The organism is Clostridium sp. HBUAS56017 (assembly GCF_007115085.1).
Lineage (GTDB): Bacteria > Bacillota > Clostridia > Clostridiales > Clostridiaceae > Clostridium > Clostridium cibarium.
Map to the genome: position 1 here is coordinate 75,865 of NZ_SULK01000001.1, position 24,226 is coordinate 100,090.

General features: G+C 28.7%; 32 protein-coding genes. 1 reads left to right on the plus strand and 31 read right to left on the minus strand.

What is annotated here, in order from left to right; translation table 11 throughout:
* Positions 1-2: 2 nt before the first annotated feature.
* From FAY47_RS00440 to FAY47_RS00585, 30 genes are all read right to left on the minus strand, one after another.
* The gene (locus FAY47_RS00440) at positions 3-452 is read right to left on the minus strand and encodes an arginine repressor (protein WP_143314319.1); all 450 of its coding nucleotides are present in this window, start codon (positions 450-452) and stop codon (positions 3-5) included.
* A gap of 12 nt (positions 453-464) precedes the next feature.
* Positions 465-1,304: an NAD(+)/NADH kinase gene (locus FAY47_RS00445; RefSeq protein WP_143314321.1), complete on the minus strand. Its 840-nt coding sequence runs from the start codon at positions 1,302-1,304 to the stop codon at positions 465-467.
* Between the two features lie 17 nt (positions 1,305-1,321).
* The gene (locus FAY47_RS00450; RefSeq protein ID WP_143314323.1) at positions 1,322-2,131 is read right to left on the minus strand and encodes a TlyA family RNA methyltransferase; all 810 of its coding nucleotides are present in this window, start codon (positions 2,129-2,131) and stop codon (positions 1,322-1,324) included.
* Positions 2,132-2,146: 15 nt separating this feature from the next.
* Complete coding sequence (gene dxs, locus FAY47_RS00455; RefSeq protein WP_143314325.1) at positions 2,147-4,003, minus strand: 1-deoxy-D-xylulose-5-phosphate synthase; 1,857 nt, start codon at positions 4,001-4,003, stop codon at positions 2,147-2,149.
* Positions 4,004-4,022: 19 nt separating this feature from the next.
* Complete coding sequence (locus FAY47_RS00460; RefSeq protein ID WP_143314327.1) at positions 4,023-4,895, minus strand: polyprenyl synthetase family protein; 873 nt, start codon at positions 4,893-4,895, stop codon at positions 4,023-4,025.
* On the minus strand, positions 4,882-5,106 hold the full coding sequence (xseB, locus tag FAY47_RS00465) for an exodeoxyribonuclease VII small subunit (protein WP_143314329.1): 225 nt from the start codon (positions 5,104-5,106) through the stop codon (positions 4,882-4,884). The genes FAY47_RS00460 and xseB overlap by 14 nt, the downstream gene beginning before the upstream one ends.
* A 9-nt stretch (positions 5,107-5,115) precedes the next feature.
* Positions 5,116-6,312, minus strand: coding sequence for an exodeoxyribonuclease VII large subunit (xseA, locus tag FAY47_RS00470; protein WP_143314331.1), 1,197 nt, complete (start codon positions 6,310-6,312; stop codon positions 5,116-5,118).
* Positions 6,302-7,150, minus strand: coding sequence for a bifunctional methylenetetrahydrofolate dehydrogenase/methenyltetrahydrofolate cyclohydrolase (locus FAY47_RS00475; RefSeq protein ID WP_143314333.1), 849 nt, complete (start codon positions 7,148-7,150; stop codon positions 6,302-6,304). Before FAY47_RS00475 ends, xseA begins: the two co-directional genes overlap by 11 nt.
* A gap of 11 nt (positions 7,151-7,161) precedes the next feature.
* Complete coding sequence (gene nusB / locus FAY47_RS00480; protein WP_143314335.1) at positions 7,162-7,569, minus strand: transcription antitermination factor NusB; 408 nt, start codon at positions 7,567-7,569, stop codon at positions 7,162-7,164.
* Positions 7,570-7,765: 196 nt separating this feature from the next.
* Positions 7,766-8,143, minus strand: a complete 378-nt coding sequence (locus tag FAY47_RS00485; RefSeq protein WP_143314337.1) for an Asp23/Gls24 family envelope stress response protein — start codon at positions 8,141-8,143, stop codon at positions 7,766-7,768.
* Between the two features lie 87 nt (positions 8,144-8,230).
* Positions 8,231-8,767 (minus strand): SpoIIIAH-like family protein, encoded by a 537-nt coding sequence (locus FAY47_RS00490; protein ID WP_143314339.1) that lies wholly within the window; start codon positions 8,765-8,767, stop codon positions 8,231-8,233.
* Positions 8,768-8,809: 42 nt separating this feature from the next.
* A complete protein-coding gene (gene spoIIIAG / locus FAY47_RS00495; protein ID WP_143314340.1) occupies positions 8,810-9,406 on the minus strand; it encodes a stage III sporulation protein AG in 597 nt (198 codons plus the stop codon).
* A 13-nt stretch (positions 9,407-9,419) separates the two neighbouring features.
* Positions 9,420-9,986: a stage III sporulation protein AF gene (gene spoIIIAF / locus FAY47_RS00500; RefSeq protein WP_143314342.1), complete on the minus strand. Its 567-nt coding sequence runs from the start codon at positions 9,984-9,986 to the stop codon at positions 9,420-9,422.
* A 4-nt stretch (positions 9,987-9,990) separates the two neighbouring features.
* Positions 9,991-11,190 carry a stage III sporulation protein AE gene (gene spoIIIAE / locus FAY47_RS00505; RefSeq protein ID WP_143314345.1) on the minus strand — a complete coding sequence of 400 codons (1,200 nt, stop codon included), beginning with the start codon at positions 11,188-11,190 and terminating at the stop codon, positions 9,991-9,993.
* A gap of 9 nt (positions 11,191-11,199) precedes the next feature.
* Complete coding sequence (gene spoIIIAD, locus FAY47_RS00510; protein ID WP_143314347.1) at positions 11,200-11,583, minus strand: stage III sporulation protein AD; 384 nt, start codon at positions 11,581-11,583, stop codon at positions 11,200-11,202.
* Positions 11,584-11,591: 8 nt separating this feature from the next.
* Positions 11,592-11,789 (minus strand): stage III sporulation protein AC, encoded by a 198-nt coding sequence (gene spoIIIAC, locus FAY47_RS00515; protein ID WP_143314349.1) that lies wholly within the window; start codon positions 11,787-11,789, stop codon positions 11,592-11,594.
* Positions 11,790-11,804: 15 nt separating this feature from the next.
* Positions 11,805-12,323, minus strand: a complete 519-nt coding sequence (spoIIIAB, locus tag FAY47_RS00520) for a stage III sporulation protein SpoIIIAB (RefSeq protein ID WP_143314351.1) — start codon at positions 12,321-12,323, stop codon at positions 11,805-11,807.
* A complete protein-coding gene (gene spoIIIAA / locus FAY47_RS00525; RefSeq protein WP_143314352.1) occupies positions 12,311-13,207 on the minus strand; it encodes a stage III sporulation protein AA in 897 nt (298 codons plus the stop codon). Before spoIIIAA ends, spoIIIAB begins: the two co-directional genes overlap by 13 nt.
* Before the next feature lie 167 nt (positions 13,208-13,374).
* Positions 13,375-13,737: a CD1247 N-terminal domain-containing protein gene (locus FAY47_RS00530; protein ID WP_143314354.1), complete on the minus strand. Its 363-nt coding sequence runs from the start codon at positions 13,735-13,737 to the stop codon at positions 13,375-13,377.
* 63 nt (positions 13,738-13,800) lie between these two features.
* Positions 13,801-14,358 carry an elongation factor P gene (gene efp / locus FAY47_RS00535; protein ID WP_143314356.1) on the minus strand — a complete coding sequence of 186 codons (558 nt, stop codon included), beginning with the start codon at positions 14,356-14,358 and terminating at the stop codon, positions 13,801-13,803.
* Positions 14,359-14,483: 125 nt separating this feature from the next.
* Entirely contained in the window at positions 14,484-14,900 is a 417-nt protein-coding gene (locus FAY47_RS00540) for a hypothetical protein (RefSeq protein WP_143314358.1), read from the minus strand.
* The gene (locus FAY47_RS00545) at positions 14,854-15,264 is read right to left on the minus strand and encodes a hypothetical protein (protein WP_143314360.1); all 411 of its coding nucleotides are present in this window, start codon (positions 15,262-15,264) and stop codon (positions 14,854-14,856) included. The genes FAY47_RS00540 and FAY47_RS00545 overlap by 47 nt, the downstream gene beginning before the upstream one ends.
* On the minus strand, positions 15,245-15,871 hold the full coding sequence (locus FAY47_RS00550; protein WP_143314362.1) for a hypothetical protein: 627 nt from the start codon (positions 15,869-15,871) through the stop codon (positions 15,245-15,247). The genes FAY47_RS00545 and FAY47_RS00550 overlap by 20 nt, the downstream gene beginning before the upstream one ends.
* Positions 15,846-16,232 (minus strand): hypothetical protein, encoded by a 387-nt coding sequence (locus FAY47_RS00555; RefSeq protein ID WP_143314364.1) that lies wholly within the window; start codon positions 16,230-16,232, stop codon positions 15,846-15,848. Before FAY47_RS00555 ends, FAY47_RS00550 begins: the two co-directional genes overlap by 26 nt.
* Positions 16,233-16,272: 40 nt before the next feature.
* Positions 16,273-16,725, minus strand: coding sequence for a prepilin-type N-terminal cleavage/methylation domain-containing protein (locus FAY47_RS00560; RefSeq protein WP_143314366.1), 453 nt, complete (start codon positions 16,723-16,725; stop codon positions 16,273-16,275).
* Entirely contained in the window at positions 16,718-17,125 is a 408-nt protein-coding gene (locus FAY47_RS00565; RefSeq protein ID WP_143314368.1) for a hypothetical protein, read from the minus strand. The genes FAY47_RS00560 and FAY47_RS00565 overlap by 8 nt, the downstream gene beginning before the upstream one ends.
* A gap of 22 nt (positions 17,126-17,147) precedes the next feature.
* Positions 17,148-17,612: a type II secretion system protein gene (locus tag FAY47_RS00570; RefSeq protein ID WP_143314369.1), complete on the minus strand. Its 465-nt coding sequence runs from the start codon at positions 17,610-17,612 to the stop codon at positions 17,148-17,150.
* On the minus strand, positions 17,613-18,647 hold the full coding sequence (locus tag FAY47_RS00575; protein WP_143314371.1) for a type II secretion system F family protein: 1,035 nt from the start codon (positions 18,645-18,647) through the stop codon (positions 17,613-17,615).
* A complete protein-coding gene (locus FAY47_RS00580; RefSeq protein ID WP_143314373.1) occupies positions 18,598-20,004 on the minus strand; it encodes a GspE/PulE family protein in 1,407 nt (468 codons plus the stop codon). The genes FAY47_RS00575 and FAY47_RS00580 overlap by 50 nt, the downstream gene beginning before the upstream one ends.
* A gap of 82 nt (positions 20,005-20,086) precedes the next feature.
* The gene (locus FAY47_RS00585; RefSeq protein ID WP_143314375.1) at positions 20,087-21,139 is read right to left on the minus strand and encodes a hypothetical protein; all 1,053 of its coding nucleotides are present in this window, start codon (positions 21,137-21,139) and stop codon (positions 20,087-20,089) included.
* 134 nt (positions 21,140-21,273) lie between these two features.
* On the opposite strand from FAY47_RS00585, the gene FAY47_RS00590 reads away from it, so the two are divergent.
* Positions 21,274-23,013: an NFACT RNA binding domain-containing protein gene (locus FAY47_RS00590; RefSeq protein ID WP_143314377.1), complete on the plus strand. Its 1,740-nt coding sequence runs from the start codon at positions 21,274-21,276 to the stop codon at positions 23,011-23,013.
* Positions 23,014-23,052: 39 nt separating this feature from the next.
* Here the strand turns inward: FAY47_RS00590 and FAY47_RS00595 are convergent, their stop codons facing one another.
* Positions 23,053-24,222, minus strand: a complete 1,170-nt coding sequence (locus FAY47_RS00595) for a class I SAM-dependent RNA methyltransferase (protein ID WP_143314380.1) — start codon at positions 24,220-24,222, stop codon at positions 23,053-23,055.
* Between the last annotated feature and the right edge of the window lie 4 nt (positions 24,223-24,226).

Below are 24,226 nucleotides of genomic sequence, written 5' to 3' on the forward strand. Positions count from 1 at the left end.
AATTAGGAAATGTATTCTCTGATTTTAATAACTAGTTCTTCAGCCCCTTTAATTGATCTTACCATAATAAATACTGTATTTTCACCAGCTATACTACCTGCAATATCATCAAAACCAAAACCATCAATAGCCTCTGCGACTGGATTTGCTCCAGCAACAACCGTTTTTACTATTACCATCTTATCTATATTTTCTACCGATACTGTTAACGTAGATAAAACCTTTGTCAACTTTGCAGATAAATGATTTTCTTCGGTTTTCGGTGCAGCATAACTGTATATTCCTGTCGCTCCTTGCATTTTAACAAGTCTCAAATCCTTTATATCTCTGGAAACTGTTGCTTGTGTAACATTAAAACCTTCACTCTTTAATTCTTCTGCAAGTTCTTCTTGAGTTTCAATATTTTTTTGTCTAATAATTTCTAGAATTTTTATATGTCTTTTAGATTTCAAAATACATCCCCCTTATTCATTTGAACTATTTAAAATTTTTGCCCTTAACACATTAAAATAATCATAATCGTCAAATAAAAGCAATTGTACATGTTTTTTAGCTCTTCTAACTTTAATAGGAGTTGCCTCCTTTATCTTCGTAGCTTTCTGTCCATCAATAGTCAAGTAAATTTCATCTTCTCCATTTTCTGGTATAATCTCTATAGTACTATTTCCACTTAGAACAATTGTATGCATACTCCTAGTATGTGGACATATTGGAGTTAAAGTTATCAAGTCAAGATTAGGATAAATAAATGGACCACCTGCTGAAAAAGAATATGCTGTGGAACCTGTAGGCGTAGCAACTATAAGCCCATCCCCCTTAAAAGTTGAATACAACTTATTATCGACAAAAACTTGAAATTTTACCATCCTTGACAAAGTTCCTCTAGCTACGACTATATCATTAAAAGCATTATCTATTCTAATACTTTTATCTTCATCATAATGACAATGAAGTAGCATTCTATTGTCAATTTTGAATTTCCCCTCTTTTATCTTTTCAATAGCTTCATCAATATCCGATATTTCAATACTAGATAAAAATCCAAGATTCCCTATGTTAATTCCAAATATGGGTACTATTGTTTTATTGCATACTTCTCTAGCAACATTTAAAAGAGTTCCATCTCCCCCCAAAACTACAAGTAAATCCATGTCACTATCAAATTCCTGTTTATCAGTTTCAAAAGAACTAAATATCTTGATTTCTTCTAAATCAAAGTTATTTTGAAACTTATCTATTATAAAATTTAATATTTTATTATCTATATCTTTTGTATTATTAATTGCTATGCCAATTTTTTTCATAATACCCCCCTTATATATTAAATTTCAGTATGTGACGCTTCCACTACCTCATCTATATCTTTCAGAGAGAATATAGTTTCTCTAGTTTTGTCCTTAGTAAAATAAACAAGATACTCTATATTTCCTTCTGGTCCCTTTATTGGAGAATATCCAACCCCGAGTATCACCAATTCCTGACTTAATAGATATTCAACTATTCCAGATACAACTTCCTTATGTACCAAACTATCTCTAACTACGCCTTTTTTCCCAACCTTTTCTCTACCAGCTTCAAATTGTGGTTTAATTAATGCTACTACTTCACCATTTTCTTTTAAAAGATTAATAGTCGCAGGCATAATTTTCTTTAGAGAAATAAACGAAACATCTATAGAAGCAAAATCTAATTTTTCTCCTATATCTTCTGGAGTAACATATCTAATATTAGTCCTCTCCATACATATAACTCTTTCATCTGTTCTTAATTTCCAAGCAAATTGTCCATATCCAACATCTACTGAAAACACTTTTTTAGCCCCATTTTGAAGCATACAATCAGTAAACCCTCCAGTAGATGCCCCTATATCCATACATACCTTTTCTTCTAAAGTAATAGGCCAAATCTTCATAGCTTTTTCAAGCTTTAGTCCCCCTCTACTTACATAAGGTAAATTATGTCCTTTATATTCAATATTAGCTTCAACAGAAACCTTTTCTCCTGCCTTGTCAACTCGTTGTCCATCAACAAACACATTGCCTGCCATAATGCAAGATTTTGCTCTCTCTCTTGAAGTAATAATCCCTTTCTCAACTAATAAAATATCTAATCTTTGCTTTTTTTCTGCCATAGTTTACTCCTTTAACTAAATTAACTCTAAGGCTTCTTTTGCAATTCCTTCTGGATCTAATCCATTTTCCTTGTAAAGAAGGTCAACACTTCCTTGTTTAACGAATTCATCTTTATAACCTAAATTTCTAAACTTACCTTTATATCCTTCTCTAACCAATACTTCCATTATTGAAGACCCAAATCCACCCTTTTTCATATTGTCTTCCACTGAAATTATATTGTAATTTTCATTAGACAATTTTTTTAACAATTCTTCATCTAGAGGCTTTATAAATGTAGCATTAATTATGGTTACATTAAAATCCTTCTTATCTAATATTGCTTTTGCTTTTAAAGCATGCTGCACCATTTTACCAGTAGCTATAATAGCTACCTTTTCTCCCTTACTTAATACTTCCCATTTACCTAATTCTATTTCTTTGCATGGATTTAATCCTTCAATAGAATCTCCGCCTCTCGGATATCTTATTGCTACAGGTGTTCCCTTTTTAATAGCCCATCTTAAAACACCTTCTACTTCACTTAGACATTTTGGGGCAACTATAGTCATATTAGGAATCATAGAAAGATACGAAATATCCATTATTCCTTGATGAGTTTCTCCATCTTCCCCAACTATACCTGCCCTATCTAAGCACAATACAACCGGTAAGTTCTGTATACATACATCATGCAATACTTGATCATAAGCTCTTTGCAAGAAAGTTGAATAGACTGCAAAGATAGGTTTTAATCCACTACAAGCCATACCTGCAGCAAGCGTTACTGCATGTTGTTCTGCAATCCCTACATCAAAAATTCTCTCTGGGAATTCATTAGCAAAACTTCTAAGCCCAGTTCCATCAGGCATCGCAGCTGTAATTGCTACTACATCTTTATCTTCTTTTGCTATATTTATAAGTGCTTTTCCAAAAGCTTTTGAATAACTGTTTTTAGGTGAAACATATGGTTCACCACTTTCTAAATCAAAAGGTGATACTGCATGATATTGCGCTGGACTTATTTCTGCTTTTTTATAACCTTTACCTTTTTTAGTGATTGTATGAATAATAACTGGCCCCTTTATTTCCTTAGCATTATTAAATACTTCAATCATAGATTTAATATCGTGCCCATCAATTGGCCCTAGATATTTTATTCCCATGTCCTCAAAAAGCATTGAAGGTACTACTAATTGTTTTATACTATCCTTAATTTTAGAAAGAGAATTTACTACAGACTTTCCAATTTTCGAAGTACTAAGGGTGCTATTTATATCAGTTTTTAATTTATTATATCCAGGATCCATTCTGAGTTTTCCTAAATGTCTTGATATTCCTCCAACATTCTTAGATATAGACATTTGATTATCATTTAATATTATTATCATATCAGTTTTCTTAAAACCTACATCATTTAATGCTTCAAATGCCATTCCCCCTGTTAGTGCACCATCTCCTATAATTGATACAACTTTATAGTCTTCCCCTTTTAGATCTCTGGCCCTTGCCATTCCTAGTGCTGCAGAAATAGATGTACTGCTATGTCCTGTGTCAAAGCTATCATACTTACTTTCATTCCTTTTTGGGAATCCACTCATTCCATCTTTTTTCCTAAGAACATCGAATTTATCTTTTCTGCCTGTAAGTATTTTATGAACATAACTCTGATGACCTACATCCCAAATTAATTTATCTTTTTCCATATCAAAAGCCTTAAAAAGACTTAGAGTTAAATCAACTACTCCAAGATTTGAAGCTAAGTGACCTCCAGTCTTAGACACTTTTTCTATAAGGAACTCTCGTATTTCTTCTCCTAAGCTTTCTAGTTCTTTTGTGCTTAACTTTTTTACATCCCCAGGAAATTTAATACTTTCTAAAATATTATTCATTTATATCATTTCCCTCTTTTTAGTTTTCTCTATTTAAAAGATTAAACGTTAGTTCTTTAATATAAGTTGCATCTCCTGATATTTGATTTAACAATTCAATTCCTTCAGAAGTAAACTCCCTACATAAATCTTTACATTTATCTATTCCATACATGGTAACATAATTACACTTATTTTTCTTCATATCTTTCTGTGCATTTTTCCCAAGCTTTTCAACCGATCCAACAATATCTAAAATATCATCTTTTATTTGAAAAGCTAACCCAAGTTTTTTCCCATATTCATTTAACTTTTCTATATCTTCTTTAGGTGCATCAGCTAGCATTGCGCCTGCTACTATAGCACTTCGTATAAGTTCTCCTGTTTTTTTTGAATGCATATAGTTTAATTCATCTTCTGATATAGTTTCCTTGCTTTCACTAAGTATATCTACAACCTGACCACCTATCATTCCTTCTGCTCCAGCTGCAACAGCTATTTCTCTTGATGCCTTCAATGCACTTTCTCCGTATTTTAATGAAAAATCTAACATACATATAATTGCTTCATTTAATAATGCATCTCCAGCCAAAGTAGCTATACCATCACCAAACACTTTATGATTTGTAGGCTTTCCTCTTCTCAAGTCGTCGTTATCCATAGCTGGAAGATCGTCATGAATTAATGAGTAAGTATGAATCATTTCTATAGCTCCTGCCATTGGCAATACTCTTTTATAATCTTCCTTATACAAATTATAACTTAGTAATAATAATATTGGTCTTATTCTTTTTCCCCCTAAGTTTAAACTATAACTTGAGGCATCATAAATTAGCTTATTAAATGTTCCTTTACCTTCAAAATAACTGCTTAAATATTCTTCTATTTCCTTTTTACAATTATCTAATTCCATCTTCTCCTTCAAACTCCACTTCTTTACTATCTTTAACCACTGACAATTTTCCTTCCAATGTACCTAAAGTTTTATATAATTTATTTATTAGTTTAACTCCATCTTCATAAGCCTTTATGGAATCATCTAAATTCAACTCATTTTCCTCAAGATTTTTCAAAACTTCTTGGAGTCTCACTAATGTTTCTTCATAACTCTCTTTTTTAGCCATAAAGTCCTCCTATATATTAGGTGTAAAATCACCTTCTACTTTTCCATCTTTTAAGATAATCTTTATTGTTTTCTTTTCTTTCAAATTTTCTACACTATTTATGATTTTTGCATCATCTTCTATTATAGCATATCCTCTTTGAAGGAGGTTCACGGGATTATGTGCTATCAATAAATTGTTTAATCCCCTCAATCTTTCTTTTTCTATATTTATCTTGTTAATAACATTATTTTCTAAAGCCTCTTTTAATCTATCAACAACAATATAATTATTAACTATCTTGTTCATTGGCGAATTTAATTTAAGTATTTTTTCTAGAGATTCTATCTTTAATTTTTCACTTCTAATTTTGTTTTCTACATTATTTTCAAGCCACTTTTTTGACTCTTCTAATTTTTTATATATATCGCTCTCTAAAGGAACTGCTATTTCAGCGCCTTGTGATGGTGTTGCAGCTCTCAAATCAGAAACAAAATCTGAAATAGTATAATCCACTTCATGTCCGACAGCTGATATAATTGGAATTTTGGATTTAAATATAGCCATAGCCAACTCTTCTTCATTAAAGTTCCAAAGTTCCTCTATTGACCCTCCACCTCTTCCAATTATAATTACATCCACACTCTTTACCTTATTAAAATACTCTATTCCATCTATAACTGTTTCATACGCCCCTACCCCTTGAACCTTTGCAGGATATAATACAAGGTCAACCAGATTATTTCTACGTCTTGCTACATTTATTATATCTCTAACTGCTGCTCCAGTTTCAGACGTAACAATACCAATTCTTCGTGGCATATATGGTATAGTTTTCTTATTTTCTAGGTCAAAATATCCTTCTCTACTAAGCCTATCCTTTAATTTTTCAAATTTAACAAACAGGTCTCCTAAACCCTCTTTTTCAATTTCATCACAATATAATTGAAAGCTTCCATTTGCAGTATAAACAGAAGCTCTTCCACGAATTACTACGCTCATACCTTCTTCTAATCTAAAATTCAAAAATTCTACTCTATTCCTAAACATGACACAATTTACTTTTCCAGCTTCATCTTTAAGTGAAAAATAAATATGCCCACTAGTGTGATATTTTAAATTAGAAATCTCTCCTTTTACAGAGAGATTATTTAGTATAAAGTCATTATCAATTATTTTTTTTAAGTAATTATTAACCTCACTAACGGATAAAGTTTTAATTTTCATTATTTTTCAAAGCCTCACACGCGTTTTTTATTAATAGTGTTGTTGTTAAAGCTCCAACTCCCCCCGGTACTGGAGTAACAAAAGATGCTTTATTAATAACCTTATCAAAATCCACATCTCCAGTAATCTTTCCTTCTACCGATGACGTTCCAACATCAATTACAATAGCCCCATCCTTTATAAAAGTTTCATCTACAAACCTAGGTTTTCCTATCGCTACCACTAAAATATCAGCCCTTTTGCAAACTTCCTTTAGGTTTACAGTTCTAGAATGACATATTGTAACTGTGGAATTTTCATTCAAAAGCAATTGTGCCGCAGGTTTTCCTACAATATTGCTTCTACCTAAAACTACTACTTCTTTACCTTCTAAAGACATTTTTAAACTTTTTAGAAGAGTTAGTACAGAATTTGGAGTACAAGGCAAGAATCCTGCCTCCCCCATATAAAGCTTACCTTGAGATTCTACTGTCAAACAGTCAATATCCTTTTCAGGCGATATTTCAGCAACAACTTTCTTTTCATCTATATGTTTTGGTAATGGCAATTGAAGTATTATTCCATCTACATTCATATCGTTATTTAATTTATGTATCTCATCTATTAAGTTATCCTCTTTAATACTATCTTCTAATATTACCTTTTTAAATAATAATCCTAATGAAGTAGCTACCTTTTCTTGATTATTCATATAATAGATAGATCCTCCATCATTACCTACTAATATAGATGCAATTTTAGGAATTCTTTTATTATTTTCAGCCCTATTCTCTACAAAAGATTTTATTTCTTCCTTAATATTGGCTGCTATCTCTTTACCATTAATAATTTGCCCCATAATTAATCCTCCTAAAGATTCTTAAGCACTTTATCAAGAACTGCATTTATAAACGAAACACTCTTATCATCAGAATATCTTTTAGCTAATTCCAACCCTTCATTTAATGCAACTCTTCCTGGCACGTCATCTACATATTTCATTTCAAATATTGCAAGTCTTAAAATTGTTAAATTAATCTTAGCTATTCTTTCTATCTTCCAATTTTGAAGATTTTGTTCAATTATTGAATCTATTTGAACCTTATTATTATCTATTCCTTCAAGAATTTCTCTAATATATTGTAAATCTAAATCTTTTAAATTATCCCCTTCAAAATTGTCCACAAAAGTTTCCAAGGCCTCATTTGTTGTATCTTTGCTTATTTCCATTCCAAATGCCAATTCCATTGCTTTTTCTCTCGATTTTTTTCTACTCATTATTTCCTCCAAAATTTATAAAATAAATTTTACTTAGCATATCAAAAATTATAACTTTACTATCTATTATTATATACATTATAAAAACTTAATAAACAGCTTTCTATATTTTAACACAAGGACTGCATCCTTACCACAAAAAAATATACCTAGCTATTTAAACATAAAAAACCTCTGCCTTGGCAGAGGTTTTTTATTAGTTCTCAGTTTCTTCTACTTTTGAAAGATAAATGTTTTGAACATAAACATTTACTCCATCAACTACTAATCCAGTCATAGCTTCAACAGTCCTCTTTACATTTTCTTGAACCTCAGCTACAACTTCCATTATCTTAACACCATATTCAACTGAAAGAGCTAATTCTATGGTTGCTCTATCTTCTTCTAGGGTTACCTTAACTGCCTTCCCTGCTGATTTCTTCCCCTTAAATATTTGTGATATGTTACCTGAAACCCCTTGTTGGAATCCCATAACTCCTTTTATCTCTTCTGCTGCTATACCAGCTATAACGCTTACAACTTCATCGGATATTTTTACAACTCCTACATTTTCTTCGCCATTATATTCTTGCATCCTTTAATTCGCCTCCTAAGTCTTGATACACAAAACTGACTAATCTTAGGTTAATTATATCAAATACACTTTTATATTACAACGGATTTATTTTTTTACTTCTATAGAAACTTCTTTAATATTAGCAGCATTTTGTACTATTTCTTGGATTTCTGCTCCTTCTTTTTCACTAACACTATTGGCAGTTTTAACTATAACGTTTGCCTTCTTTTGATCATTTGAAATTTCACACAAAGCATCATCATAACCTTTATTCTTCAAGTTTAATTCTATAGTCTTCTGTTTATCTTGTTTTATTGTTACCTTCTGTAATTCACTTGTCGCACTTGCCTTTTGTTCTGAAGTTGTATTGGCATTTTCAGATATAGATTTTAAACTTTGTATTGTAGCTGCATCCTTTTGTTCCCTTTCACTTCTTGCATCCAAGAAAAAATCTGTTTGACTTAGAGTCTCTGTATCCTTTTTATCTTCCTTATCTGATTGATTTTTATCTTCTGTTGATAGAACTGTACTTAAGTCACTTGGATCATTAAGTCCTCCATTATTCAATTTTGCTGCAAGTAATGCAGTACAAACTATAAGAGCTAATAATGTACATATTATCCCTAATTGTTTTTTAGTCATATTGTCACTCCTCCCATCTATTTTCTATTGAATTATATGCTATTAATTCATAGTATATACATTAACCTTATTGGCAGGGAGACCATACAAATTCTCCACTGCTTTTTCTATATCACTTTTTACTTTACTATTTTTGGCGCCTTCAGCTACTACCAACACTCCAATTACTTTTGGCTTATAATTCTCCAAAATAAAAGGTTCATTATCACCGTTTTTCGATGACATAACCACTTTACTACTATCGTTTTGCTGTTTATTAACTCTCTTGCCGCCATCTTTATCTGTTTCTTCTGTAGTATTATTTTGCTTATCAATATCATAAGCTGGTACTTTTACTTCTCCACTTTCAAAAGTTATCATACAATCAACATTTCCAGTACCTTGAATCTTTTTCAATATATTAATTAATTCCTTCTTTTGTTCTTCTTCATAATTTTTAGTAGCACCACTAACAGTTTCATCTGCAACAGTTTTTACTTCATTTTGATTTTTGCTTGTTCCAGTTGTTATAAATTTAGGTAGCAAAATATTAATAGCAATAAGAACAAAGGCTAATATCAACAACACTGCTAACGAATTACTTACTTTTTTGTCTTTAAGTATTTTTTTTAATTCATTAAATATCTTATCTTTATCCATTCTATACCTCCTTTTACCTATAATGCACTTCAATTTTATCTTCTTCCAAGTCTAATTCCTTGCTTAAAAATCTTTTTATTTCTTTTTGTGTATTGTCTTCTGATTTTTCTTCTTTATGTTCTTTACCCAGTTCTACCTTTTCCACCTTTTTTATTCCCTTTTTCTGCACCCCAATCCTTAATTTAATAATCTTAAAATTCACATCGGTAAAATCCACTTTGCATTCCACAGCACTGACAAAATTGAAATTATTAAACTCCTTATTTAATAGACTCTCACAATTCCTATTAAAATTATTTTTAAAGCTCTCCTCACGTATCTTATTGTTATCTTCTGTTTTTTTCTTATCATTTATATCCTTTGTTACCTCTTTAGAATACTTTCCTATTACTTCTGTTAAAACAGTTTCTCCTTTGCTAAAAAAATTAATTATTGGATTTAATATAACAGCTATCAAAATTAATCCTAAAACAAACTTTAAATATTTTTTCATACTATTATCAGGACCTATTAGCTCAATAGCAGTAATAAAAATTAAAGTTGTGACAAGCGTAACTACAAAATTTTTAATTAATTCCATTACCCTATCCTCCAACTATAAATTTTCCCGCAGACGCCATTATTGCAAGTAAAACAAAAAACATTAAACTTACACTAAGGACAGATGATAATAGCAAAACTAAAGAATCCCCTGCTGCAGCTATAGTACTTGTTATTCTTCTATCACTTATTGGCTCAACTACAGCAGATGATAACTTATATATTAAAACCATTAATACTATCTTAATTATTGGATAAAGTATAATTAATATAATTACTGCAAGTCCAATACTACTTATTGCATTTTTAATTATTAATGAATAACCCGCCACAGCTGTTATAGCGTCCGAAAAAGCTTTTCCAACTATTGGCACAAAGTTATCAACAGCAAATTTTGTTGTCTTTAGAGTTACCGCATCAATTGTAGTTGAAGTTATTCCTCTAATAGTTAGCAACCCAATAAAAATAGTTATAATTATTCCTTGTATCCATATGGTCGACTGTTTAACAAGCTTACACAAGTTATCTATTTTATGTTCCTCCGAAAGATTATTTGAAAATTGCAATACAAACCCTATTAAAATTAAAGGAATTATGAGGATTGTATAAATTCTTGGTATAATTACTACAGCCCCCATTACTATCGGATCAATCGTAGTAGCTTGTACAATTCCTCCTGCTAGGCTAATCATGGTTACTAGCACTGGTAACATAGCTGCCATAAAATCTGAAACGTCGTTAATGACATCTTTAGCTACCGAAATTGATATTATAAAACTCTTAGAAAGAACCATAACTAAAACAGCATAACATGCATAAAATGCTATTTGAGATATACTTTTACTATTAAAAGCATCTTGCAAGTTATTCAATAAAGCGCATATAATAGCTATTGCAATTAACGAAACTGCTAACTTTAGCACACTTCTAACTTCTTTAAACAATAAACTAACAAGAGCTTTCCAAACCTTTTCAATCGAAATATTACCTTTGCCATCTTTTATATAACTTTTAACATATTCTATAGGATCTAATTCATTCATTAGCTCTACATCTGTTTTTCTTTTATTTATATAATCATATAGTTTATTTAAATCTTCTTTTGTACTTTCATCTAATAACTTGCTTCTATCTTCCGTTTGATTTTCAACAGGCTTTTCTTCACTATAAACATTTATAGGTTTAAACGAAATAATAATAAGGTTTACTACTATTAAAATCATTAGTCTTTTAACTATCTTCATAATTTACCTCTACAAAATCTGTAATATTGAATCTAGTACTGCCATCAAAATTGGTATAGCAAGTACTAATATAAATATTTTTCCAGAAAACTCCACTTTCGAAGCTAAGCTAGAAGCTCCAGCATCTTTACATATTTCACTTCCAAAAGAAGCTAGATAAGCTATTGCTAAAATTTTCAAAACTATACCTAAATAAACTATATCAAAACCAGCTTTTTCTGCTATACTTTTTAAAAAATTTATTACCTGCGAAAGTTCTGTTAAGCAAAATATAAATACTAAAATTCCTGCTGCTAGCATAACTAATATAGCTAAATCTGATCTTTTATCTTTAAAAAATAAATATAAAAACAAAGCAATTAGAACAAAAGATATAACTTTAAGTATCAACATATGGCCACCTAAAATAAGAACATAGTCTTAACTGTATTAAACAAATTACTTATTAGAGAAATAACCATAATTAGTATAATTACAATACCTGCTATATTCGCAATAGCTGCTATTTCTGACTTTCCGCTACTAGTTAACACCTTATCTAAAATAACTAAAATAATCCCTGCTCCAGCAATTTTAAATAGTATACTCAAATCTAGCATTATTCTCCCCCTCTATTACAACAATAATATGGATATCATAACTCCGATACAGATTCCAAGATATCTATAAAGTTTGGTGTTTTTTTTTCCTAATTCATAAGCTTCCTCTATATTAATTTTCAAGTTTTCAAGAGATAACTTAAAGATTTTTTCTTGTCCATATACTCCTGATTCACCTAATGATCTCACAAAATCCTCAAGTACACTTTTATCCTCCCTCGCAAAGAAAAAATCATTTTCTAAACTTGTAAATTCACTTTTAAATGCAGAATAAACATCACATTCTGTTCCTTTGCTTAATTTTTCTGAAACTCTATTTAAAAGTACATTCATAGGCTCTTTGGTTTTACTAGCTACATCCATAAATGCTTCTGGAAGAGGGGTGTTATTAAATACTACTTCATTTTGAAGTATAGTTATACATTTATAGCTCTCTTTCAAAATAACGTATCGTTTTCTAAAGCTTTCACCATATATATATCCAACAGAGGTACAAAAAATTAAAATCACTATTATAAGCATTATCTTAAACATTTCTTTTCACCCCCATTTTCTATAGAATAAATTTTTTCTATAGTACCTACACCTTTACTATTGCCTAAAACTACTACCCTTTCTAAAATATTATTTGAAATTATAGTTTCAAATACTTTCCTATTATATATATCCTCAATACTATATCCATGTAAAGTCACAATAATATTAACTCCTGAATTAAATGCCATATGAAGTGATTCAATATCTCTTGAAGTACCAATTTCATCACATATTAATACTTCTGGAGAAAGAGATCTTATTGCCATTATCATACCTTCACTTTTCAAACAATTGTCTAATACATCTGTTCTGATACCAACTTTCATTTGAGGTACCCCTAAATAACAAGCTGCAATTTCACTTCTTTCATCTATTATTGATATTTTCTTTCCATTATCAGATAAACTTCTTGTTACATCTCTCAAAATTGTAGTCTTTCCACATTTGGGCGGCGAAATAATTATAGTATTGAAAACACGCCCTTCTTTATAAATATATTTCATTATCTCTTTTGAACATCCAATTATTTCTCTACAAATACGAATATTTAAGGATGAAATATTTCTTATAGTCTTGATTTTTTCTTCTTCCATAACACATTCACCTGCAAGCCCTACCCTATGTCCTCCTTTTATTGTTATAAATCCTTGCTTTATCTCTTCTTCATAGGCATATAAAGAATAATTCGAAATTCTTTGAAGAATATATTTTACCTCTTCTCTAGATATTATATAATTTAGCACTGATTCACCTTTTGAATATACTACTATAATAGGTTTACCAATTCTAATCCTTATTTCTTGTAATGTTATATCTTTAAGAAAATTATCTAAATAATTAGCTATATTTTCTGGAAATATATTTTTCACCTCATCATTCATCAACCACTTCCTCCTCTATAAGTCCCCTATATTTAATCTTTATTTAACTTACAATGGAATTATTACAGTATCAGAAAAAAATATGTAAAACAGAATTTAAATTTCTATACAAAAAAGTTGTCTTTCTAATAATCTCTACCATCATTAGAAAGACAACTCTTTAAAAACTATATTATATTTTCATTACAATATGGACACGGAATTTCATGTTTTTCCGATAACGCTGATGTTTCTATGAAGATAGTTTTACCACAATTCTTACAGCTAACTTCTCTATATTCTTCTTCAATTTCATCTAATTCTTCTAATGTTACTTCTTGAAAAAGTTCCTCTTGAAGATTTGATATATCATCATCCATATATTTAAAATTCTCTGCTAGGACAGTTTCATTAACCATTATTTCTTGAACCTTAGCTGATAATCCTTCTAAAACACCCGATACTCTCTCAAAAAACTCTTTATACTGCTCATCTTGTATTTGAGAAATTTTAATGTTTAAATCTTCTATCTGCCTTTTTATTTCTTTCATAACAAACACATCCTTATTAGATTAAAAATTGCTAAGTTCAATAACTTAGCAATTTTTAGTCTATTAAACTCTTTCCATATATTCGCCAGTTCTTGTATCTACTCTTATTACATCACCTTCATTGACGAACATTGGAACGTTAACTACTGCTCCTGTTTCAAGTGTTGCTGGTTTTAAAGCATTTGTTGCAGTATTTCCCTTTACACCTGGTTCACATTCTGTTATTAATAATTCAACAAAATTTGGTGCTTCAACTGAGAAAGCATCTCCTTTGTAGAATTTGATTATAGCAAACATATTTTCTTTTAAAAACTTTATTGCATCTTCAACCTTTTCGTGGTTTAGTGGAATTTGTTCAAATGTCTCTTGATCCATAAAATAATAAAGTTCTCCATCTGAATAAAGATATTGCATTTCTTTTCTCTCTATTACTGCTTCTTGGAATTTAGCTGATGGATTAAATGTTGTATCTGTAACTGAACCAGAAATAACATTTCTAAGTTTAGTTCTTACAAAAGCTGCCCCTTTACCTGGTTTTACATGTAAAAAGTCTAAAACTGTATAAACTTGTCCTTCGTTCTCAAAAGTTGTACCTTTTCTTAAATCTCCTGCTGATATCATAGTAATATCCCTCCAAAATGTATAAGTTTCATAATAAATACCACGAATTAGCGTGGTACTCTAATTTGTTTATTCTTCTAGTCGCATAACAATATTATTTTATCAGATGAAAAAGATAAATGCAATTATTTATCTTTAGTTTCCCTAAAATTCACCTTTTGTGTATAATTAAGCGTTAATCTTCCCTCAATATTCTTTTCATCAAAATTGATGCTATAATCAACTATATTATAATTGTTTAAAATATTTATTTTTTCCATAGCCCATTCCTTTGTTCCTTCTATTTTAACTTCTATCTTATAACCCTCGCTTTCCTTCTTAGCAGCTAAAAAAGTAATATCATTTTCTTTTAACTCTTTTATTACATCTCTCAGTTTAATTTCATTCTTTTCATATGTAATTGAATTTTCAACATCTTCTTCTCTTTTGTTTTCTTTTAAAAAAGTTAGCATCTCAAATACAACAAAAATAGTCAATAGGAATAAATAACATTTTCTATTTATTATCTTCTTGAATAACTTGTAACCTATATTTATTTTCACCTAAATCCTCCATTGTATTTATAACAATTTTTTCATTTTGCAAAACCTTCTCCAAATCGTCTTTGTTATAAACGTATATATTACCTTCATAAGATGTAAAATTTCCTTGAAAACAATCATTTGTAATTTCCAACCAATTTTTTAATCTTTTATTTTCCAAGTTTTCATCTAAATCACTATTCTTAATAACAGGTTTATTTTCTCTAAAATAATATTTAATATTACTCATAGATATCGGGAGTAACATTAATGCTATTGCAGTTATGATAATACTGTCTCTTTTACTCACAAAATTTATATATTTATTTTTTTTAGTTACAAAGCTTCTAGGCAAGAAATCTTTATTATACAAATACTTTTTCACTGAAGATTCCTCCTAACTTGACTTCTCTAGCTTTTATTTTATCTGATAGATTTATTTTTTTAATACCGCTTTCAACATAAATTACATCACATGTTTCAATACTTACTAATTTTTTCATTAAGTTTTCTAAATCATTAAACACATGCGCCTCCTCAAGAAATCCATCTAAAATTAAATTATAGTAATAAATTTCATTATAACTAAAAATGCATATATAAGACTTTTTCTTAATTTTTCTTCTTATTTTTTCCATCATATACATTTGAATTGGGATAATTTTAACTCTATTTGCACCATCACATAACTTAGAAATTCTTATACCACCCTTTATCGAGTATATATAAAGAATACCTGCTTTCTTACACACTTTATAATCCATAAGATACTCTTCATCTCTCCCAAAGGATTCTTCTTTAATTTTTTCAATATCTATATTAACTAAATCTTTTAAATTAGTACTAACTTTTTTAATGTAAATATCCTCATCCAACACTACTATATATCTTTTCTTGAGCAATTTTATTTTTTCATAAAATGATTTATAGTCATAACTAATTTTATTGTAAATCAATATATTTCTACTAATTAAAACTATACTTTCTTTCAATTTTACTCTCCTCATTCATATATTTCTCTGCTAAAGGTAATAATACTACTTTACTCCCCACATCTTTATACCTTAAAATTTTTTCTTGTCTAAATCCTTTATCCGTATATATCAAGTAAAACTTATCTATTTCTTTTTTATACCCTAAATTCATCCCAAAGTTTATATACTGTTCAGTTCCTTTTTTTCTTAATTCATTTATATTTTCTCTATTTTCCTTTGAATATTTATTTAATAGACATAATATTTTTTCAAAATCCTCAGAATTATATAGATCTTCTTTTTTATTCTCTAAAGACTTATGCATTATATTATTTATAACTACCTTATTACATATAAGCCCTATCAAAGAAATAATCATTAATATTAATAGAATATTGATAAGAACATACCCTCTATTTTTATAGACACTTTCTATATTCAGTTCCTCCTTTACTTATGTTTATATAAATTAATCTTCCTTTAATTTTAACTTTAAAATCATCTATATTAGAAATTATTGTATTCCTAGTTGTGTATCTATTAAAATTCCTTATATCATAATATTTAATTATTAAATTATTCTCGAATTTCAATATTTCCTGTATTTCGAATATGTTACTTTTATCCCCTCTATATATTATTATTTTGTTATCCTCACTACTTATCTTCTGCACTCCAGTATCTCTTAAAAACCTATCAATATCTAAAAAGCTTCCATCAATAGAATTTAAACCAAGACTTTTTTTAACGGTTTCAAAATATACACTAGTACATGTAACCAAAAGTTTAAATCCAATAATCATAATTAACATGGATAAAAACATATATACAACGCATTCAATCAGTGTAAATCCGTTATTTTTCCTAAACATACTCCATCCAAGGAGCTTTGAAAATAATTTGTTCTTCCTTAATATCTTTATATATAATCTTAATATTTATCTTCATATACTCTCCATTATCCTCAATTAATTCTAATTCAATTTTTTCATCATCTTTAGCATTCTTATTCATAAAAAGCAATTTAGTATTAGGAAGAAGAGATAAAAATTCTTCATTATATAGAAACGTTAACTTGTTATTTTTAATTTCATCCCTTATATCTTCATAAGCAACATTATATTTAACTTCACTACAAATTGCATAAAGTGTTTCATTAACATTATACTTAATTAAACGAGTTTCATTTGAATTAATGAATCCCTTAACTATATTTGCTAAAATAATTATACAAATACCTAATATCCCTAAAGATATAACAACTTCTATCATCAGACTACCTTTGCTTTTTACTTTAACTCCCTCCTTCCTTTACTAGAATTACATTACCACCAACTTGTACTGTAATTATAAATTCTTCTAATTTTTCATTAATAAACTTTATTGTAGTAGGTTCTACATATCCAAATTCATTAATCCTAAGATTTATATTTCTTATTTCTTCTTCATTATCAAAAGGCTTAATTCTTAAAACTTCTTTAATCTTTATATTTTTTATTACTTTATTATCAGCTATTAAATATACCTGCAAATAATCATTATTATTAATCAACTTAACATTTCCAGATAAATCATTACTTGCACAATAACTTTTTCCGTAACTTATCATATCAATGGTCTCATAAAGGAAATTACTTATTTCAATTTGTTTGTAACGTGTTTTAAATTGTCTTATACTAGCTATACCTATACTAAAAATAACAGATAACACTCCAATAACTGCTATTATTTCAATTAATGTAAATCCTCTTTTTTTCATTTACATATATCCAGAATAGACCATATCAATCAATGGCATAATGAAACTGACTATAAAAAGTAATATTAGTAATGACATTAACCCTATAAACAAAGGCGAAATAAATGTTACTACTCTCTTCATTTTCTCTGTTATAGAATTTTCTAATCTTTCTTGAGTCTTATTCAAAACATCTGTTAAGTTTCCGCTTCTTTCTCCTAAATATATCATTGAATATGTATATTTAGATAAGAAAGAAATATCTTTAATTGCTCTATTTAACTCACTACCTTTTAATATCTCTTCATTTATATCACATAGGGCATTTCTTATAATCTTAATATTCACTGAATCAATGCACAATTCTATTCCTTTTGTTAACTGAATGCCACTAGATAAAATGACTGTTAACAACAAAATAAACATGTACTCATAATAATCTCTGATGTATTTTATTTTCAAAAAAATACTGCTCCAATGGCTTTTTACCCTATTCCCCAAACTTTTTCCTAATAAATATATCACTATACTCCAAGAGAGAAGTGCTACAAAACTTATTATAGGATTATTACAAATCCAATCACTTGCATCATAGCACGCTTTAATAATCTTTGGCACCTTACTACTTATTGAACTGAATGTTTCATATATATTAGGAATAATGATAAAAAAAGCACTTATCGATAATAGCATTAATGATATAAAAATAATCAAGGGATATCTTAACTCTGCTTTGATATTTCTCTTAACCTTATCTATTTCATAATAGTATTTACTAATACTCCTTAAACATTTATTAAGTTCTCCACTATTTTCTCCTATTGAAATAATCCCCACAAAGAGAACCGGATATAAATTGCTATATTCACCAAATACTTCAGCTAGTGAATACCCTTTTAGAATTTTCACTTTAATTTCTTTAAGGCTATTTTTATAATTCTTACTAAAATGCAATTCTGATAACAATTCAAAAGATAAATCCATAGATATACCATCTTCATATAAATTAGCTAGGTTTTCTGCAATAATTGATAGTTCTCTGTAATTCTCCTTCATTTAGATCTTCCCCCTCTATAAATTGCAAATAATCATAATAGTCTATACTTTCACTTATTAATAGTTTTTTCAATACTACTACCATTTCGCTGTTGGATAATATATTTTCATCTTCATATATATTTTTAGTACTTTCTTTCAGTTCTTTATCTAAGTAATGTACAGCCGATATTAAGGTTCTGCCAACAAAGCCTGTTCTATTGCAAGCTTTGCACCCTGTCTTCTCAAAAATTGGTACTATATTAGAATCTATATTTACTTCTCCTATTTTTCTCTTACATTCATTGCATATTATTCTAATCAGCCTTTGAGATATGATTCCACCTAAAGAAGCTCTTATTAAATAAGGTTCAACCCCCATTTCTTCTAATCTTAAAAATACTTCACGGGGAGATTTCGTATGTATAGTTGAATATACTTTATGTCCAGTAATCGAAGCTCTAACAGCCATTTTTGCTGTCTCTTCATCCCTTATTTCACCTACCATAATTACATCTGGATCCTGCCTTAAAACACTTCGGAGCCCTGTAGAAAAAGTTATTCCTATCTTATTATTTAAATTAATTTGATTTATTCCTTCTAAAGCTATTTCTATAGGATCTTCTAGGGTTGTAATATTAATATTATCACTTTTAATTTCATTAATTATGGAATATAAGGTTGTAGATTTACCGCTTCCTGTAGGTCCATTTACTATTATTAAACCTGTTTTAATAGCAATTATCTTCTTTAATGATTTTATCTGATTCTCCGTAAAGTTTAACTTTTCTATGCTTGATAGATACTTTTCACCATATAATATTCTTAAAACTATTTTTTCACCATATATCACTGGCACTGATGATAATCTACAATTGTAAATTGTCTCTTCATGTTCCATAAACAACTTTCCATCCTGAGGTTTTCTTTTTTCTGTAATGTCCATATTAGATTTAATTTTAAATCTAGAAAGTATTTTCCCGTACTCATTCATCATTAGCTTTCTAACTAGAACTAATGATCCATTTATTCTAAATCTGATATTTACAGAACTTTTAACAGGTTCAAAATGTATATCACTTACCTTCATTTTTATTGCTTCTCCAAATATTTTTTGCTCTATATCTTCATAGTCATAATCTAATAAAATCTCAGTTAATCCCGCCAATTCTTCTCTACTAATTTCTATAAACCTCAAATCTTTTTGTAGTAAAAATTGCAAATATTCTTTTCCTTTTTCATTTTCCTCAATAGTTCCTACAAAGATTTTACCTTCACTCTCATATAGCGGGATAATTTCATATTTTTTTGCTTGCTTTAAAGTAATTTTTCTTGCTATATTTAAATCAACAACCTCGATTAAGCTTTCCTTATTCATGTTCCCTCCTATATATGTAAATATTGCCACAGAACATTTATTCTATTCTTATAAAATAAAAAATATCAATAAGATTTAAATCTTATTGATATTTAACAAAAGCATATTCTTTTACACTAGCTTTAGCTTCGCTTATTGAGCCTTCCTTAGTTACTTTATAAATTTCTTCATTCTTTGAATTTTTAGAACTACTCCCAATAAATAAAATATTACCTTTTGAATCCATGCTAAGGCCTTTATCATAATCTATTTTAGCAGGAAAATCAAAAACCATCCTTTTTATTATGTTATTATGAATTCTATATAAAGAATTATTATTTCCTTTAACTTTCCCTAAAAAATAATAATCTGTTCCATCAGTTATTATATCTGAAATATAAGTTATATCAGGCGGAAGTATTCCTTTCTCTGTTCCATCTTTATCTAAAAATTTTACTACTTTTACATTGTCTATAGTTTCTTCAATACAAATGACTCCTGTTTGTATATTTTTCACAAATTGAACAATTCCTCCATCCAACTTATAAAAAAGATCTTCCTTTTCATCACTAACATTGTATTTAAATACTCCATTAACTCTATCTTCACTTATACCATAATAAATTATAGTGTCTTCATCTACCCAATCAAGATAGGTATCCGATATAGCCACATTTGACTTAATTTCAATTAAGGAACCATCCTTAAGAGAAATGATATTTAACTTTAATATATTTTCTTCTTTTCTAAAATAACTTAAATATTTACCGTTAGGAGATAATTTCAAATCAATATCCTCTAACTTTACACCCTTTAATTCTTCCACTTTTCCCAAGTAGTAGGAACTATATTTTCCATCTTTCTGAGTTATATAATTTCCACTTTTACTATCAAACAAACTTATTATCTCATCGTTCTCTATTTTATTAAAGCTACCCTCATGCAAGTTATAATTTGAATAGATTCCACCTTCATTTTGAATTATTGCTCCCTTTTCCAGCTTTACTCCATCAACTTTTTTTTCCACATGACTTTCACAAGACATTAAAAACAAAGAACATAATACTACTATAAAAGCTCTGTATTTCGCTCTTTTAAACCCTTTCATTCTTTCTCCCTCTGCATAATTAATACTGCATTTTATGTACTTTTTCATCTCCCATTAACATAATACTATCTATTTTATCCCATTACAATAGAGAAAACTACAGATTTATTACTTTTCTTGTCTCTTAACTTAATTTTTAATTAATGATATACTATGAGTATTAGAAAGCGAGGATGAACATTATGGCACTAGATGGAATTTTTCTACACAGTTTATTAAATAATATAGAGCCTATTTTACTAGGTTCTAAAATAGATAAAATAAATCAACCAGAAAAAGATGAAATAATTTTAACTATAAGAAAAGAAAGAAAAAATCACAAACTTCTTATATCTGCTTCTTCGAAATTTCCTAGAATGCATTTTACTGAAGAAGTAAAAGAAAACCCATTAAAAGCTCCTATGTTTTTAATGGTTTTACGTAAATACTTAATTGGAGGTAAAATTACTAAAGTACATCAAAAAGATGGAGATAGAATAGTAATTCTAACTGTAGAAGCTTCTGACGAAATGGGATTTAACAGTACTTATTCTCTTATTATCGAAATAATGGGTAGGCATTCTAATATAACACTAGTTCGTGATAGAGATAACAAAGTTATGGAATCCATTAAACATATTACTCCTGATATAAACACCTATAGAGTTCTTTATCCTGGTGTTAGTTATATGCTTCCCCCAGCAACTACTAAGTTAAGTCCTATAAATTTTACAGAAATTGAATTCATAAGCTTTATTAATGAAAATCATCTTGAAATGAACGATAGTTTTTTCTTCAAATCCTTTACTGGAATTTCAAAAACTATTTCAAAAGAATTATTTAATCAGATAGTTACAAAAAACCTAACATTAAATAATATAGACTCATTATATGATTTTCTTAAATCTTCTTTTACAAATATATTAAATAGCACTGAATTCTTAATATACAAGGATGATTCAGGTATATATAAAGATTTTTATTGTTATAGATTCAAATTTATATTTAATGATTTAGATGTTATTTCCTACGATTCTCCTTCTATTATGTTGGATAATTTCTTTAATGTTAAAGATAAACAAGAAAGACTTTCAAATAGATCAACTGATTTGCAAAAACTTATTCATACAAACATTGAACGTTGTAAGAAAAAATCAAAAATTCTAAATGAAAATATTAGAGAAAGTCAAAATAAAGAAGATTACAAAATAAAAGGCGATTTATTAACTTCATACATTTACAGTATTAAACAAGGTGATAAGGAAGCTACTCTTCTTAATTTTTATTCTGAAAACTCGGAATATGCTACAATTCCTTTAGATGAATATAAAACCCCTTCCGAAAATATACAGTCATATTATAAAAAATATAATAAACTAAAAAAATCTGAAGAATGGGCAATTGAACAACTTAAGAAGAATGAAGAAGAGTTGGAGTACTTAAATTCTGTTTTAACTAACATACAAAACGTAGACTCATACAATGAGATAGAACAAATTAAAACTGAACTTATGGAAACAGGATATATAAAATATAAAACTCATAAGAAAAACATAAAAAAGACTAATGCTGATAAACCTCTACATTTTATTTCCTCAACAGGATTTGATATTTATGTTGGAAAAAATAATATACAAAATGATTATCTAAGTTTAAAATTTGCACATCGAAATGATCTTTGGCTACATGCTAAAGAAATTCCTGGTTCTCATGTGATTATTAAAGGAATTGAAATTGATGATACTACAATAGCAGAAGCTGCTATAATAGCTGCATATTATAGCAAAGGAAAAACGAATTCAAAAGTTCCTATAGATTACACAGAAATACGTAATCTTAGAAAACCAAATGGTGCAAAACCAGGAATGGTCATTTATTATACAAACAAAACAATTTACGCAGATCCACAAAAATACGAGAAATTAAATTTGATAAAGAAATAAAGAAAAAATGCACAATCTAATAAATTGTGCATTTTTTGTTTAAGAATTTCTAATCATCTCTTGAATAACGGTATCTCCTTGACCTTTTATTTCTTTGTTATCCATGTACTGATAATAATAACACTTAAGCTTTCCATTATAAAACTTTCTGTTTTTAGTTGATTTTCTACCAAATGGCTTTTCAAAGCCTTCATAGGAGGTTAAAATATTAAATTCCCAATTTTCATATTTATTTTTATAATCACCAAATATCTTGTATAATTTTTCAACTTCGCTCTTTTCACTTAATCGTTCCCCATAAGGAGGATTTGTTATTATAAATCCATTCTTTTTTCTATGAGAAAATTCTCTAAAGTCTCTATGTTGGAACTCTATATAATCACTTACGCCTGCTTTATACGCATTATTTTGAGCTGTCCTAAGTACCCAAGTATCATTATCATATCCAATTAGTTTAATTTCTTTATTCTTCTCCGCCCTTTTTGCCCCTTCTCTCACCTGTTTAAATATATAATCAGGCATAGATGGCCACGTCTCACAGACAAAGTCCCTCATTATACCAGGAGCTATATTTTGCATTATCATAGCAGCCTCAACTAATATTGTTCCTGATCCACAAAATGGATCAATCAGTTCATAACTTTCCTGCCACCTAGATAACAAAACCATTGCTGCTGCTAAAGTCTCCTTAAGCGGCGCTGCTCCAGAATTTTCCCTATATCCTCTCTTATGTAACCCAGATCCTGAGGTATCTATAGTCAATGTAACTTTATCTTTTAATATTGCTACCTCTATCTTATATACAGGACCATCCTCCTTAAATTCACTCCCCCCATAAACTTCACTCATACTTGTAATAATAGCTTTTTTCACTATTGATTGACAATCAGGCACACTATGTAAAGTTGATTTTATAGATTTTCCTACAACATGCATTTTACCATTTATAGGTATAATCTTTCCCCAATTAACCTTTTTTGTTCCTTGAAATAATTCTTCAAAACTTCTAGCTTCAAACTCAGCCATTTTAATCAAAATTCTATCTGCTGTCCTTAAATGAATATTGGCAATAGCTATGTCCATTTCATCTCCAGAAAAAAACACCTTACTAGTTTCCGTTTTTACATCATCATATCCCAGAGTCTTTAATTCTTTAGCTGTTATCCCCTCTAATCCAAAGGTTGTAGTAGCTATTAAATTGTAATCCATATTT

Coding starts and splice junctions, on each gene's coding strand:
- FAY47_RS00565 (WP_143314368.1), bottom strand. CDS start 17,125: ATGATAGAAGTTGTTATATCTTTAGGGATATTAGGTATTTGTATAATT.
- FAY47_RS00530 (WP_143314354.1), bottom strand. CDS start 13,737: ATGAAAGAAATAAAAAGGCAGATAGAAGATTTAAACATTAAAATTTCT.
- FAY47_RS00485 (WP_143314337.1), bottom strand. CDS start 8,143: ATGCAAGAATATAATGGCGAAGAAAATGTAGGAGTTGTAAAAATATCC.
- FAY47_RS00560 (WP_143314366.1), bottom strand. CDS start 16,725: ATGTTTAGGAAAAATAACGGATTTACACTGATTGAATGCGTTGTATAT.
- FAY47_RS00445 (WP_143314321.1), bottom strand. CDS start 1,304: ATGAAAAAAATTGGCATAGCAATTAATAATACAAAAGATATAGATAAT.
- FAY47_RS00585 (WP_143314375.1), bottom strand. CDS start 21,139: ATGAAAAAGTACATAAAATGCAGTATTAATTATGCAGAGGGAGAAAGA.
- efp (WP_143314356.1), bottom strand. CDS start 14,358: ATGATATCAGCAGGAGATTTAAGAAAAGGTACAACTTTTGAGAACGAA.
- FAY47_RS00555 (WP_143314364.1), bottom strand. CDS start 16,232: ATGATTATTTCTTTGATAGGGCTTATATGTAATAAGGTAGTTATAAAT.
- FAY47_RS00460 (WP_143314327.1), bottom strand. CDS start 4,895: ATGGAATTAGATAATTGTAAAAAGGAAATAGAAGAATATTTAAGCAGT.
- spoIIIAF (WP_143314342.1), bottom strand. CDS start 9,986: ATGGAATTAATTAAAAATTTTGTAGTTACGCTTGTCACAACTTTAATT.
- FAY47_RS00490 (WP_143314339.1), bottom strand. CDS start 8,767: ATGACTAAAAAACAATTAGGGATAATATGTACATTATTAGCTCTTATA.
- spoIIIAA (WP_143314352.1), bottom strand. CDS start 13,207: ATGAATGATGAGGTGAAAAATATATTTCCAGAAAATATAGCTAATTAT.
- xseA (WP_143314331.1), bottom strand. CDS start 6,312: ATGAAAATTAAAACTTTATCCGTTAGTGAGGTTAATAATTACTTAAAA.
- FAY47_RS00590 (WP_143314377.1), top strand. CDS start 21,274: ATGGCACTAGATGGAATTTTTCTACACAGTTTATTAAATAATATAGAG.
- nusB (WP_143314335.1), bottom strand. CDS start 7,569: ATGAGTAGAAAAAAATCGAGAGAAAAAGCAATGGAATTGGCATTTGGA.
- FAY47_RS00595 (WP_143314380.1), bottom strand. CDS start 24,222: ATGGATTACAATTTAATAGCTACTACAACCTTTGGATTAGAGGGGATA.
- spoIIIAC (WP_143314349.1), bottom strand. CDS start 11,789: ATGCTAGATTTGAGTATACTATTTAAAATTGCTGGAGCAGGGATTATT.
- spoIIIAG (WP_143314340.1), bottom strand. CDS start 9,406: ATGGATAAAGATAAGATATTTAATGAATTAAAAAAAATACTTAAAGAC.
- FAY47_RS00580 (WP_143314373.1), bottom strand. CDS start 20,004: ATGAATAAGGAAAGCTTAATCGAGGTTGTTGATTTAAATATAGCAAGA.
- FAY47_RS00450 (WP_143314323.1), bottom strand. CDS start 2,131: ATGGCAGAAAAAAAGCAAAGATTAGATATTTTATTAGTTGAGAAAGGG.
- FAY47_RS00475 (WP_143314333.1), bottom strand. CDS start 7,150: ATGGGGCAAATTATTAATGGTAAAGAGATAGCAGCCAATATTAAGGAA.
- spoIIIAD (WP_143314347.1), bottom strand. CDS start 11,583: ATGTTGATACTTAAAGTTATATCTTTTGTTCTAATTGCTTTGTTTTTA.
- FAY47_RS00575 (WP_143314371.1), bottom strand. CDS start 18,647: ATGAAGGAGAATTACAGAGAACTATCAATTATTGCAGAAAACCTAGCT.
- xseB (WP_143314329.1), bottom strand. CDS start 5,106: ATGGCTAAAAAAGAGAGTTATGAAGAAACATTAGTGAGACTCCAAGAA.
- FAY47_RS00570 (WP_143314369.1), bottom strand. CDS start 17,612: ATGAAAAAAAGAGGATTTACATTAATTGAAATAATAGCAGTTATTGGA.
- spoIIIAB (WP_143314351.1), bottom strand. CDS start 12,323: ATGTTTAAGATAATGCTTATAATAGTGATTTTAATTTTTTGTACCTCT.
- dxs (WP_143314325.1), bottom strand. CDS start 4,003: ATGAATAATATTTTAGAAAGTATTAAATTTCCTGGGGATGTAAAAAAG.
- spoIIIAE (WP_143314345.1), bottom strand. CDS start 11,190: ATGAAGATAGTTAAAAGACTAATGATTTTAATAGTAGTAAACCTTATT.